This is a genomic window from Chachezhania sediminis (genome assembly GCF_009765275.1).
Lineage (GTDB): Bacteria > Pseudomonadota > Alphaproteobacteria > Rhodobacterales > Rhodobacteraceae > Chachezhania > Chachezhania sediminis.
In genome coordinates, this window is record NZ_VOPH01000002.1 from 800,039 (window position 1) to 812,445 (window position 12,407).

The 12,407-nt window shown below is 66.1% G+C and carries 9 protein-coding genes and 1 pseudogene; 2 read left to right on the top strand and 8 right to left on the bottom strand.

The window, feature by feature from the left end; genetic code table 11:
• Positions 1 to 26 precede the first annotated feature (26 nt).
• The 3 genes from FQK05_RS08740 to FQK05_RS08750 form a co-directional block, all read right to left on the bottom strand.
• Positions 27 to 1,079, bottom strand: a complete 1,053-nt coding sequence (locus tag FQK05_RS08740; protein WP_158965734.1) for a 2,3-butanediol dehydrogenase — start codon at positions 1,077 to 1,079, stop codon at positions 27 to 29.
• A gap of 91 nt (positions 1,080 to 1,170) precedes the next feature.
• Entirely contained in the window at positions 1,171 to 2,970 is a 1,800-nt protein-coding gene (locus tag FQK05_RS08745; RefSeq protein ID WP_158965736.1) for an NAD(P)/FAD-dependent oxidoreductase, read from the bottom strand.
• 139 nt (positions 2,971 to 3,109) lie between these two features.
• Positions 3,110 to 4,861: a sigma-54-dependent Fis family transcriptional regulator gene (locus FQK05_RS08750; RefSeq protein ID WP_158965737.1), complete on the bottom strand. Its 1,752-nt coding sequence runs from the start codon at positions 4,859 to 4,861 to the stop codon at positions 3,110 to 3,112.
• 379 nt (positions 4,862 to 5,240) lie between these two features.
• Between FQK05_RS08750 and FQK05_RS26600 the strand changes: the two are divergent.
• Positions 5,241 to 5,394 (top strand): annotated as a pseudogene (locus FQK05_RS26600) (IS110 family transposase); the annotation flags it as partial.
• 394 nt (positions 5,395 to 5,788) lie between these two features.
• On the opposite strand, the gene FQK05_RS08755 reads toward FQK05_RS26600, so the two are convergent.
• Together FQK05_RS08755 and FQK05_RS08760 are read right to left on the bottom strand one after the other, a co-directional pair.
• Positions 5,789 to 7,012 carry a GDSL-type esterase/lipase family protein gene (locus FQK05_RS08755; RefSeq protein ID WP_158965739.1) on the bottom strand — a complete coding sequence of 408 codons (1,224 nt, stop codon included), beginning with the start codon at positions 7,010 to 7,012 and terminating at the stop codon, positions 5,789 to 5,791.
• A 1-nt stretch (position 7,013) separates the two neighbouring features.
• Positions 7,014 to 8,144: an MFS transporter gene (locus FQK05_RS08760; protein WP_158965741.1), complete on the bottom strand. Its 1,131-nt coding sequence runs from the start codon at positions 8,142 to 8,144 to the stop codon at positions 7,014 to 7,016.
• A 161-nt stretch (positions 8,145 to 8,305) separates the two neighbouring features.
• On the opposite strand from FQK05_RS08760, the gene FQK05_RS08765 reads away from it, so the two are divergent.
• On the top strand, positions 8,306 to 9,151 hold the full coding sequence (locus tag FQK05_RS08765; RefSeq protein ID WP_158965743.1) for a LysR family transcriptional regulator: 846 nt from the start codon (positions 8,306 to 8,308) through the stop codon (positions 9,149 to 9,151).
• Positions 9,152 to 9,509: 358 nt separating this feature from the next.
• Here the strand turns inward: FQK05_RS08765 and FQK05_RS08770 are convergent, their stop codons facing one another.
• Genes FQK05_RS08770 through dctP form a run of 3 tightly spaced genes read right to left on the bottom strand, consistent with a single transcriptional unit; the run spans position 9,510 to position 12,316 of the window.
• A complete protein-coding gene (locus FQK05_RS08770; protein WP_158965745.1) occupies positions 9,510 to 10,823 on the bottom strand; it encodes a TRAP transporter large permease in 1,314 nt (437 codons plus the stop codon).
• 4 nt (positions 10,824 to 10,827) lie between these two features.
• Positions 10,828 to 11,310 carry a TRAP transporter small permease gene (locus tag FQK05_RS08775; protein ID WP_233270428.1) on the bottom strand — a complete coding sequence of 161 codons (483 nt, stop codon included), beginning with the start codon at positions 11,308 to 11,310 and terminating at the stop codon, positions 10,828 to 10,830.
• A gap of 52 nt (positions 11,311 to 11,362) precedes the next feature.
• The gene (gene dctP, locus FQK05_RS08780; RefSeq protein ID WP_158965749.1) at positions 11,363 to 12,316 is read right to left on the bottom strand and encodes a TRAP transporter substrate-binding protein DctP; all 954 of its coding nucleotides are present in this window, start codon (positions 12,314 to 12,316) and stop codon (positions 11,363 to 11,365) included.
• Between the last annotated feature and the right edge of the window lie 91 nt (positions 12,317 to 12,407).

Genomic DNA, 12,407 nt, shown 5'->3' on the forward strand with positions numbered 1-12,407 from the left:
CGGCCGGTTGTTTCCCCGGTGAGATGTCAGTCGGGGGCCTTGACCAAGATCTTCACATGCGACTTCTCCGCGACCAGCGCTTCGAAGCCTTCGACGACGATCTCTTCCAGCGCGATGCGCTTCGTTACCAGCTGATCGGCGCTGAAATAGCCTTGGGTCATCAGCGCCATCACAGCCGGATAGACGTTGCGATAGGCGATGGTGCCCTGCACCTGGCGTTCCTTGAGCACGACTGTATTGGGCTGGAAGGATGCCTCCTTTTCCCAGATCGACACGACCAGAACCTGTCCTTCGTGGCGGGTGGCGTCGATGCACTGTGGCAGGACCTGAGGCACGCCGGTCACTTCGAAGGCGACATGGACTCCGCCCGTGGCGCCGCGGATTTCCGCGACGGCATCGGTTGCCGTGGGGTCGATCACCGACGTCGCGCCGAGATCCAGCGCCTTTTGTCGCCGCACCTCCGAGGGTTCGACGACGTGTATCTCGGACGCACCGGCCACACGCAGCGATTCCACCACCAAAAGCCCGATCGGGCCCGCGCCGAAGACGGCGGCCTTGTCACCGGCCTTGATCTTGGAAAGGCGCACGGCATGAAGCGCGACGGCCGCAGGCTCCACAAGCGCGCCCTGTTCCATCGACAGCCCGTCGGGCATCTTGTGGACCATGCGCGCGGGCACGACGCTGTGGGCGGCAAAGCCGCCATGTCCGCCAGACAGGCCGACGAAGCCGAGACTGTCGCAAAGATTGTACTTGCCTTCCAGGCACGCCGGACATTCCCCGCAGGCAAAGATCGGCTCGATCGCGACGCGGTCGCCGACCGCGAGACCGGTGACCCCGTCGCCCAGTTCGGAGACCGTGCCGCAATACTCGTGCCCCATGGTGATCGGCGCCTTGTCGTGGCTCAGGGGGTGGTCTTCGTCCACGGGCACGAAGATCGGCCCGGCCAGGTATTCGTGCAGGTCGCTGCCACAGATCCCGGTCCATGCGACCTTGACCTTCACGTCGCCCTTGCCAGGCTTCGGTTCCGGGATGTCTTCGACGCGAATGTCCTTCACGCCATGCCAACGTGCTGCTTTCATTTCTTTTCTCCAATCTCAGAAAGGGGTGCGCCCGGCGGGAGGAAGGGCCGGGCGCTTGGCCGCGACACTTATCGCGCGGCCGGGTCAGGCATCACGACAGGTGGTGCACCTCTTGCAGGCCGTAGACGGGCGTATCGAGCCCCTCCATCCGCGCCTTCAATTGCAGCGCCAGGTACAGCGAGTAATGGCGTGACTGGTGCAAGTTGCCGCCGTGGAACCAGAGGTTCTCCTGCCGGGTCGGCTTCCACATGTTGCGCTGCTCGCCCTCCCAGGGGCCGGGGTCCTTGGTGGTGTCGGACCCGAGGCCCCAGACCTTGCCGACCTTGTCCGCCACCTCCTGGCTGATAAGATCGGCAGCCCAGCCGTTCATCGACCCGTAGCCCGTCGCCATGACCACGAGATCGGCATCGAGATGAGTTCCGTCCGACAGCACCACGCCGGTCTCGTCAAAGCGATCGACCTGACCTTTGACCAGCTTCACTTCGCCGTCGATGATCAGCTGGCTGGCACCCACGTCGATATAATAGCCCGAGCCGCGGCGAAGGTACTTCATGAACAGCCCCGAGCCGTCATCGCCCCAGTCAAGGTCGAAACCGGCCTTTTCGAGCCCTGCGTAGAACTCTGCGTCCCGCTCCTTCATCTGGTCGTAAAGCGGAATCTGGAATTCGTGCATGATCCTGTAGGGCAGGGAGGCAAAGACCATGTCGGCCTTCTCCGTTGTCATCCCGCCGGCCACCGCCTCCTCCGAATAGAGCGCACCGAGGCCGATCTCCATCAGCGTGTCCGAGCGCACGATATGGGTCGAGCTTCGCTGCACCATGGTCACGTCGGCATCGGCTTCCCAAAGCGCGGCGCAGATGTCGTGAGCAGAGTTGTTGGAGCCGACGACCACGACCTTCTTGCCGGTCCAGGCGTCCGGACCTTCGTGTTGCGAGCTGTGCTGGATCTCGCCCTTGAAGCTGTCCATGCCCGGAAACTCCGGCATATTGGGTTTGCCGGACATGCCGGTCGCCAGAACCAGTTGCGTGGGCCGCAGCGTGACCTCTTCACCGTCGCGGTTGACCTTGACGGTCCATGTCCCGGCGTCCTCGTCGTATTGCGCGCTCTGCACCTCGGACCGGGTCCAGTAGTTGATCTCCATGACCTTGGTGTACATCTCGAGCCAGTCGCCCACCTTGTCCTTGGGCGTGAAGACCGGCCAGTTGTCGGGGAACTTGATGTAGGGCAGGTGGTCATACCAGATCGGATCATGCAGGCAGAGCGACTTGTAGCGCGACCGCCACTGGTCGCCGGGGCGGTCATGCTTGTCGAGAACGATGGTCGGCACGCCGAGCTGCCGCAGCCGCGCGCCAAGCGCGATGCCGCCCTGTCCGCCGCCGATTATGACGGTGTAGGGCTGCTCGGTGTAGCCAAGGCTCTCCGCTTCGGCCTGGCGCTTTTCCATCCAGGACTTGCGATTCTTCGCGGCGCCGTGTTCGGCGCCCATCGGGCGGCGTTTGCCCCGGTGCTCCTCGAAGCCCTTCAACTCCTGCAGGGCGGTCAGCAGCGTCCAGATGCGACCGTCCTTCAGGCGCATCAATCCCCAGCCCCGCCCGACGGCGGTCTCGAAGGTAAGCCACGCGGTGATGACGCCGCCATCCTCATCGGGCAGTTCGCCCTCCTGAATGGCGAAATTGCCGGGCCTGGTGTGTTTCAGCTGTGCCGCGAGCATGTCCTGAATGCCCGAGGGGCCCTCTGCGGTCTTCAGGTTCCAGGTCACGGCGATCAGGTCGCGCCAATAGCTGTCGGTGGCGAACAGTGCGCTGGCGGCCTGCGCGTCGCCCGCCTCCAGGGCTGCGTTCAGGCTGTCGAGCGTGGCCTGCACCTCGGCGGTGATGGTCGAGTCGAGCATTGCGTATCCTCCTCATAGGCAATGTGATGAGGAGAGTGTGGCGAGCCTGACCGCCCGCGCGCTACGAGAATCCGGCGGTTTTGCCGACTTGTGGGTTGCGGCAATGCAGCATGTTGCAAACGCAACGCCGCGCAACGCGTCAGCCGGGCGCGCGCAATCCTTCCTTGCGGATGCGGCGCAGAACCGTCGAGCGGTTCACCCCAAGCCGCCGGGCGGCGCGGGCCATGTTCCAGTTGCAGGCGTCGAGCACGGCCTCGAGGCTCTGCTGATCTGTGCAGGGCCGCGGCGGCGCGGGCAGATCTGGCAGATCGATCACGTCGCCTTCCGCCAAGGCGCAGGCCACGTCGAGAACATGGCCCAGTTCGCGCAGATTGCCGGGCCAGTCACGGGCCATCAGTTCGGCGCGGGCCGAGGGCGTCAGCCGCATCTCGCCGCTGCAGCGGCGGCGCAACAGCCGCTCGATCAGCCAGCCGAGATCCTGCCGCTCGCGCAGCGGCGGCAGTTCGTACACCGCCCCGGCGAGCCGGTGATAGAGCGCAGAAGGCAGGGTCTCGTGCGACAGCAAGGCACTGGGTCCGATGCCGCTCGTCGAGACCGGGCGCAGCTCGGGATGCGCATCGAGAAGACCGGGCAGCGCGCGTGCGGCGGCTTCGGAAAGATCCTCGATACGGCGCAGAAGCAGCGTTGCCGGGCCGGAATGCGCCGAAAACACCGACGCTAATTCGTCTGGCCCTGCCCCTGCGCAATCCATGGTGACGAACCCGCCGCGCCCGGAGGCCATGTGCAGCGCGCGCGCGAGCTTGGTCTTGCCGCTGCCGCTTTCGCCGCAGACCACGAGCGGCACCTGGGTCGGCGCCAGCCGCTCTGCCTGCGACAGGAGCCTCGCCATGGTCGGGTCGTGGCCTGCCAGCCCGGACAGGACACCGCCGCCCGCACGCCGCGGGGCGAGAGCAGGCGCCATGGTCCGCGGCCTGCGCGGCGCCTGCGGCGCGATCGCATGGCCGAAGACCGCGCCGCCGTCACCCAGCGCCACGACACGCTCCTCGGTCGGCCGGTCGCGCATCAGGTCGGTCAGGTCATCGACGCCGATCCCGAGCAGACTATCGATCCTCTCTCCGATCAGGCTGCCCCCGCGCGACAGCATCCGCGTTGCCGCATGTGTGGCGCCGATCACCCGCCCCGAGCCGTCCAGGGCCACGGCCCCTTCCGGGTCCACGTCGAGGAAGTCGGGGCTGGTGGAAAAGCGAAGCACCCATTCGCGGCGGCTCGCCGCCATCAGGTTGGCCATCTCCACCCGCCGCGCCGCCGCCGTCACCAGCGACATGGCGAGGTTCTGGCTGCTCTTTGGCGACGGCGAGCGCAGCAGCGAGATGTCGAGCACCGCGGCGAGCTTGCCAAGGCTGTCGTAGATCGGCGCGGAAGTGCAGGAGAGCGCGGTATGGGCATTGCCGAAATGGTCGTCCTGGTGAACCGTCACCGGCTCGCCTGTCACGATGCAGGCGCCGACGCCACAGGTTCCGGCAAGGTCCTCGGACCAGTTCGAGCCGAGATAGAGCCCCGCCCCGCGCAATTCTTCGGTAAAGAGGCTATCGCCGAAGAAATCGACGCAAACGCCGTTCGCGTCGGTCAGCAACAGCACGTAGTTCTGCCCCGCGACCTGCCGGAAGAGGCTTTGAAGGCTGGCGCGGGCGGCGCCAATCATCCACTCAGCCTGATCGCGGTGGGTTCGGAACTCGGCATCGGTGACGATATGCGCGGGCTCGCTGCGGGCGGGATCCATGCCATAGACTTCGACGCAGCGTCGCCAGGACGCATCGACATAGCTGTCGCGTCCGGTGGGACGACCGTCCAGCACCTGCGCGATTTCCTCGACGTGATGTCGCTCGACCATCAGAACGTTCTCCTGAAGCCGACTATACATTCAAGCTGCGTTCACCCAAGGGCGGACTTTGGTTGCAGGCTTTGGTGCTTGAAGATCGCGTCAGGTGCATGGCGCGGCCGGCAAAGGAATGTACTGAAAGCGGCACTGAACTGATGCGGTGGACGCCCCCACGCAACGGCATCTCATATGCCCTGATCGTTCCATCGGAACCAAACGGAGGGCGCATCGATGACGACGAAGATCGGTATGCTGGCGATCCACCTGGCGAAGGGCAGCTTCCAAGTGTGCGCAATCGGAGCGGATGGGGCGGTTCTGTACAACCGAGTATTCTCACGGACGCGCCTGATGACGCTTCTTGCGGAGCAGCCGACCTGCATTCTTTGCGATGGACGCTTGCGCCACGTCGCGTCACTGGGGCCCGAGTGGCGCTGTCGCACGGTGACGAGGTGTGCCTGGTTCCGGCGGCCTATGTGAAGCCGTTTGTCAAACGGCAGAAGGACGACAAGGTTGATGCCGAAGCTATAGCGGAGGCGACTGCCCGGGGGGAGCGATCGACGAGGAGCAGGCGACACGGACTTCGAAGTTCAAGGCAGGGAGATCCAGTCCCGGGGCTCGGGCGCTTGCAGCTCTCTGAACCGATGTGAACCCAGCCTTCCGAACAACATGCCGGCCCCATGGCGTCTTGGCCCGTGGCGCCATGGAAGGCCAGGGTCAGAGGCCTGACACACGTCCGATCGAAGACCAGGCCGACAAACCGAAGATCATGCCTGCCAAACAGCGGGCACCCACACAGGTCGTCATCGCGGCCGATGCCCGCCAGCCGACGATCCTGCGGGCGTAAACGTCGATGACGAAGCTGCGCACGCACCTCGTGGACTTCACGGCGGCCTACACCTTCGCCCGCAGGCTGAAGGCATGCCGTGGCGGGCACGACCTTCATTTTCCCATTCCGTCCAGAAGGGGTCCTGCCACGGCTTCGGCCATGGCGCGGTTGCCTTCCGCCCCCGGGTGAAGGTGGTCGCCGCTATCATGGGCCGGGTTCAGGCGCGCGTCGTCGCCCACAGCGCCCAGCACCCGGTCGAAATCCACGAAGCCGTCGTGGAAATCGGCTTTTCGGAGCCAGTCGTTCAGGGCCCGGCGCAGGCCGTCCTTCTTGGGGCTCCAGTAGGTCGTTTCCATCGGTGTTCCCGGCAGCGCGCGCTTGAATGGCGGGACGGTGCCCAGGATCAGCCGCATGCCCTGCGCGTGAACGCGGGCCGCGACCTGCAGGAACCCGGCCTGAAGACGGTCGAGTTGCATCGGTGGCTCGTCAGGCGCGAACGGCGTGCCCGGCCAGGCGATGTCGTTGGTGCCGATCAGCAGGACGAGCGTATCGGCCCCCGGCACCGCCAGGGCATCCTGCCCGAGCCGTGCCAGAACGCTGCGCCCCATGCCGTCGCTCAGCAGGCGCCCTCCGGAGATGCCGGCATTGACCACGGCGATGCCCTGTCCGGACAGGGCGCGGGCCAGGAAGTCGGGCCAGCGCGCCATGGCGTCCATCGGGGCCCCGTTGCCGTCGGTGATCGAATCCCCCATGGCGATGACCACCTGTCGTGCCGGCCGGTCCGACAGCACCGCGCTGAGGGTCAGACGCGCCGGGATTTCGGCCAGTATCTCCGGCGCCGGGCGATCGGCATCGATCAGATAGCTGGTCTCGCGGGCGTCCCAGTGGAAATCTTGGGCCAGGGTGGCCGGACCGTAGGTGAGCGTGGCGGCGATCCTGTCCCCGGCTTCGGCGGGAAAGGGCGCAGGGTCCGAAACAAGCTTTGCCCCCGGCGCGATGACGGCATCGGGCCTGCCGCCGAAAAGGACGGGCGTCGGTGCCTCGGCCCTTGCCCCGCCGACGCTGCGGGCCAGGGTCACGGCATCGACCGGAAGGGGCCGGGTGCCGTGGACGTTGGACAGGACCAGCCGCAGTCGGTCCGCTGCATAGCCAAGCGTCAGCGGCTGCCGGATCGTCACGCCGGCGATGCTGTCGGGCAGGCCGGTCTCGAAGACCGAAGTATCGTTCCAGACAGACTGGGGGCTTGCCATCCAGGCCGGGGTCCAGCTGTCGGCCAGCGCGGGCGTGGCGAGGCTGATTGCAAGCAGGGTCGCGGACACGTGGGAAAGAGAGCGCATGTCAGGTCCTTTCGGGGAGGAAGGCCAGGGCCAGAGCGGCCAGTGGCAGCAGGGCCGCGAGCGGCGGCAGGGACGACAGGCCAAGACCTGCCGCGATGGCCAGACCGCCGAGCCAGGCGCCGATCGCATTGCCAAGGTTGAAGGCCGAGATGTTCAGCGTGGCCCCCAGCGTGTCGCTGCCTGTGGGAGTCCGGGTCATCATGTGGGACTGAAGCGGGGCGAGTGTGGCAAAGGCCAGCATGCCGAGCAGGAGCATCGCCGGGGCGGCAAGCAGCGGCAGGGTCAGCGCCAGGCGCAGGGCCAGAAGCCCTGTGGCAAGACCTGCCAGGACCAGCGGCACCGAAGCGCCGGGCCAGCGATCCGCAAGCCGGCCGCCTGCGAAATTGCCCCCGACAATTCCCAGCCCGAACAGCAGCAGGTAAAGCGCCACGCGCTCGTCAGGCACGCCGGCCGCCTCGGTCAGAAGCGGGGTGATGTAGGTGAAGACCATGAATACCCCCGCATAGCCCAGCGCTGTCATCGCAAGCGCGCGCCGCGGCGCGGGCCGCAGGAACAGTGCCAGTTGCCGCAGCTTCAACGGTGTGCCGGCATCGGTCTGCGGCACGAAGAGGGCGATGGCGGCAAGGGCAAGGGCACCGATGCCCGCTACGGCCCAGAAAGTGGCGCGCCAGCCGAAGATCTGGCCCAGCCAGGTGCCGAAGGGCAGGCCCAGGACGGTGGCCAGCGTCAGCCCGGTAAAGACGGTGGCAATGGCCGAGGCCTTGCGATGCGGCGGCACGATGGCCTGCGCCACCACCGATCCGGTCCCGAAAAAGGTGCCATGGGCGAAGCCGGTGACCACGCGCGCCGCGAGCACCAGCCCGAAATCCGGGGCGAGGGCGCACAGCAGGTTTCCTGCCGAGAAGATCGCCATCACCAGCATCAGGACGGCCCGATGCGGCAGGCGGCTGGCCGCGATAGCAAGGACCGGTCCACCAATGGTGACGCCAAGCGCGTAGCCGGTGATCAGCAACCCGGCGGATGGCAGGCCGACGCCGAGATCCTCTGCCACCTGCGGCAGCAATCCCATGATGATGAATTCCGTCAGGCCGATGCCGAAGGCCCCGATCCCGAGGGCGATGAGCGGGAGCATGCGAGCGGGTGCCCCCACACGGTCCGCCTGTGTTGAAAGTGCCACCTGGCTGTCTCCTTGCGATGCACGTCTTGGCCGGGAGAAGACTGGCAGGTCATGACTTGTGAATTAATCTGCCCATGAATAACAATGCTTATGCCGCTAGTTCACAGGTTGCCGCGATGAGAGATACAAATCGCCTGCAGGAAATGGAAGTTTTCCTGGCCGTCGTTGACGAGGGCAGCTTTTCTGCCGCTGCTCTGGTGCGCCGGATGACGCCCTCTGCCGTGTCCAAGATGATGACGCGGCTGGAACGGCGCCTGGGCGTCACGCTGATGCGGCGTACCACCCGCAGCATCGCCATCACCGACGAAGGGATGGCCTTTGCACGATCGGCACGCGGCATTCTGGCAGCCCTCGACCAGGCAGAACGGGAGGTGGGCTGCGGTCCGGTGGCCGGCACGGTCCGCATCGCCACCAGTGCCGCCTATGCCAATCACATCCTTGCGCCGATCCTGCCCGCATTGCTGCGCGCGCATCCGGATCTGGAGGTCGAGTTGCTGATCGGGGACAATCTGGTCGACATGGGCGGGCAGCCGGTCGACCTGGGCGTCAGGGCCGGGCCGCTGCCGGATTCGACGATGCGGGCCCGGTCCCTTGGCGTCAGCGAGGTGATTGCCGTGCGGGCGCCGCACGGTCCCGTCGACTCGGTCGGTTTCGCCTATCCCCGCCGGGATCCGATCTGGCGCGAGGCCGCCATGCGCCTGCGGGCAACTGATGGCAACACCCTTGCGGCACTGGCGCTGCATGGCAACGGAACGGCCCGCGTGGGCCGGTTCCTGGTCCGGGAGGAGCTTGCGACGGGCCGTTTACAGGTTGTGCGCGATATGCCCGTCGCGCGCGAGGAATTCCATGTCGTCTATCTTGGCAAGGCTGGTGCGCTGCCCGCCCGCGTATCGACCGTTGTCGAGCACTTGGTCCGCGAAGGACGGGTCGACAGGTCGCCCGCCGGATTGCCGTCCGCGTAGGATACACCGAAGGACGACGGCCTTGTCGCCCGGCCGCCGGGGCCGGATGTCATCGTCTGGACTTGGGGCGCAGAAGACCCGCCGCCTTTCCGGCCTCGACGTCTTTCCGGGTGCTGGGTTCCCGGTCAGACGGTGCGATCCACTCGCTGGAATGGAGGCATGCCCGAGGGGGCGCCAGTACGTCGAGCTTGCACCATTCCGGCGCCCGTCATGCGGTGGCCGTGATGGCTTGCGCCTTCGATCCCGGTCCCGCAAGCCTGAACCGCCCTGCGCCCTGCATGTGCATCCCGATGGTCCGTAGGGCGGCACCGGCGGATTTGACCGTCGACCCGATCCACCGGATGCCGGGACAGAACGGCTAGCGGATCATGTGCGGCAGCCAGGTGGCCAGCGCCGGGATCCAGACGATGCCGGCCAGGACCACAAGCTTGATCGTCACGAATGGTAGGATCGCACGATAGATCGTGCCCATGCCGATTTCCGGCGGGGCCACGCCCTTCATGACAAAAAGCAGCAGGCCGAAGGGCGGGGTCAGCAGGCCGATTTCCATCGTCAGCAGATAGATCACGCCCAGGATCAACGGGTCGATGCCGGCGGCCTTGGCCAGCGGTACGAAGATCGGCACCGTCACCATCAGCATGCTGACCTGATCGACGAAACAGCCCAGCAGCAGCAGCAGCGCAATCATGGCCAGCATGATCTGGATCGGGGTCAGATCATAGGCCTGGATGATCTTGATGACGCCCGACGTCGCGCCCGAGAACGACAGGACCTGTGCGAAGGTTTGCGAGGTGACGATGATGAACAGGATCATCACCGACAGCTTCACCGTCTCGCCCAAGGCCTTCACCAGCTTCTCGACCGAGATCGCCTTGTAGCAGGCACCAAGGACGATGGCCGCGACGGACCCCAGTGCCGCGCTTTCGGTGGGTGAGGCGAGACCGGCGAGAAGGCTGCCGATCACCACGACGAAAATCAGGGACAGGGGCGCGACATAAAGCAGGAACGGCGTCCAGCGTTCGCGCAGGGTCAGGCCCAAGGTGTCGTCCGGCGGGGCCATTTCCGGGTTCATCGTGGCGCGGACCACGATCCAGACGACGAACAGGATCGACAGCAGCAGCGCGGGCACCACACCCGCCATCAGAAGGCCGGAGATCGAGATGCCGGCAAGGCTGCCCACCAGCACCGCCAGCGCCGAGGGCGGGATCAGCATGGCGATGGCGCCGGAGGCCATGATCGGCCCCATGGCCAGCGTCGGGGCATAGCCCTTCTTCAGCATTCCCGGCAGCAGGGTCGACCCCAGCATCGCCGTGTTGGCGATGGTCGACCCCGACAGGGCCGCAAAGATCGTGCCGCCGAAGACCGTCACAACGGACAGGCGCCCCGGAATGCGGGTCACCACGCGGTCCACCGCGTCGATGGCGCGGTGGGCAACGCCGGTCTGAAACAGGATTTCCCCCATCAATATGAAAAGGGGTATCGGCGCCAGCTGGAAGTTCGACACGGAGGTCGAGGCATTGCGCGTGAACTGGATCAGCCCGCGTTCGCCGCCTAGCACCAGCCAGGACCCCACCAGGGTCACCGCCAGGAAGGCGAAGGCCACGGGCAGGCCCAGAAGCAGCAGCACCGCCAGCCCGCCCAGCATCAGCACAAGGATCAGTTGCCAGTCCATGCGATCACAACCCCGCCAGTTCGGGCGTTCCGGGGGGCCGGATCGCCTGTCGGACGAACTCGATCGTCAGCAGGGCAAAGGCCGCGGGCATCACCGACAGCACCCACCATTCCGGGATGGTGAAGGCGGTGCGGATCATCGATCCCTTCCCGGCCGAGATCAGGGCCGCTTGCGCCGCGTACCAGACCACGACGGCGCAGACGCTGGCACCGAAGGCTGCCATGACCCGCGCCAGCGCGCGGGCGGTAGGCCGGGGCAGGGCGCCGGTCACAAGGTCCACGGCGACATGGCCGGATTTGGACAGGACCCAGGGAGCGCCCAGGAAGGTCGCCAGCAAAAGCCCGTATTCCACGGCATCCAGCAGCCCGAAAATGGGCGTGCCGAAAGCGTTCCGCAGCACCACGTTGGCGGAAATTGCCAGCGCGATGGCCGCCAGCACCAGCCCGGCGAAGGCGGCGCACAGCCCGATCAGTCGGTCGAAGAACATGTCCAGCATCTTGGCAGGGACAGGGCCGGCGCGGAAACGTCGGCCCCGGTCCTTATTTCAACAGGCAGGATTTCAGGTCGGCGGCGATGGCCGGATCGACCTGTTCCACCGCGGCCCAGCCGGCCGATTGCGCCGTGTCCAGCCACTTGGCCGTGTCCTCGTCCGAGAAGGTGATCACCTCGATCCCGGCCTCGGCCTGCTTGCCGGCCTCGGTCTCGTTGATGGCGATGTTCTGGGCGTTCTGTTCCTCGGTCCAGATGGCGGCATCTTCCAGCACCTTCTTCGCCTCGTCCGACAGCCCGTTCCAGCGGTCGAGGTTCACAAGGAAGTTCACGTCGACCTGGTAAAAGCCCGGATCGACCCGGTACTTGGTCTGTTCGTCCCAGCCCAGGTCCATGACCCCCTGCACCGGCCAGCCGTAGCCGTCGATCGAACCGCGCTCCAGCGCGGTATAGACCTCGCCCGGGGCGGTGCGGACGGGGGTGCCGCCCAGGGCTTCGAACATGGCGCGATAGACGGGCGTCGTGCGAAGCGTCAGACCTGTCAGGTCGGGCTTGTCGATCGGTTTCGTCAGGTAGAGATGGAACTGGATGTTGTCGCCGGTCCGGGCCAGGTATTTCACGTTCATCTGGTCCTGGTGGATGGCGTCGATCTTGTCGAAACAGCCGTTCGCCCGCTGTTCCTGCACCGTCGTGGTGGCCAGGTGCAGCGCGTCGCCGGTCGGGACGAGGTTCGTGTAGAAGGCGGTCGTGTTGTTGGCGATGTCGACGATGCCCGAAGACACGGCATTGCCCAACTCGAAGGTCGGCACGGCTTCGGGCCCGCCGACATATTCGATCTGGACCACGCCCTTGCCGGTTTCGTTCACGTGCTCGACAAAGGCCTCGAACGGGCGCGAGAAGGTGGAGCCGGGGGCAAATGCGGTCACCCCGCGCAGGGTCACTTCGTCGGCCACGGCAGCCGTGGCCAAGCTGGCGACGGCCAGACCGGTCAGAATGCGGTACATTGTCTTCTCCCTCACATGGCGGCCGCATCGGGCCAGCAGCCTACCCGGTGAAATTGCGCCGGCGGCCAGATCTTTTATGCTTAAAGCTTAC

What these genes read in the sequence shown, in the direction of transcription:
- FQK05_RS08745 (WP_158965736.1), bottom strand. Translation starts at nt 2,970, where the DNA reads ATGCTCGACTCGACCATCACCGCCGAGGTGCAGGCCACGCTCGACAGC.
- FQK05_RS08765 (WP_158965743.1), top strand. Translation starts at nt 8,306, where the DNA reads ATGAGAGATACAAATCGCCTGCAGGAAATGGAAGTTTTCCTGGCCGTC.
- FQK05_RS08760 (WP_158965741.1), bottom strand. Translation starts at nt 8,144, where the DNA reads ATGCTCCCGCTCATCGCCCTCGGGATCGGGGCCTTCGGCATCGGCCTG.
- dctP (WP_158965749.1), bottom strand. Translation starts at nt 12,316, where the DNA reads ATGTACCGCATTCTGACCGGTCTGGCCGTCGCCAGCTTGGCCACGGCT.
- FQK05_RS08755 (WP_158965739.1), bottom strand. Translation starts at nt 7,012, where the DNA reads ATGCGCTCTCTTTCCCACGTGTCCGCGACCCTGCTTGCAATCAGCCTC.
- FQK05_RS08740 (WP_158965734.1), bottom strand. Translation starts at nt 1,079, where the DNA reads ATGAAAGCAGCACGTTGGCATGGCGTGAAGGACATTCGCGTCGAAGAC.
- FQK05_RS08775 (WP_233270428.1), bottom strand. Translation starts at nt 11,310, where the DNA reads ATGTTCTTCGACCGACTGATCGGGCTGTGCGCCGCCTTCGCCGGGCTG.
- FQK05_RS08750 (WP_158965737.1), bottom strand. Translation starts at nt 4,861, where the DNA reads ATGGTCGAGCGACATCACGTCGAGGAAATCGCGCAGGTGCTGGACGGT.
- FQK05_RS08770 (WP_158965745.1), bottom strand. Translation starts at nt 10,823, where the DNA reads ATGGACTGGCAACTGATCCTTGTGCTGATGCTGGGCGGGCTGGCGGTG.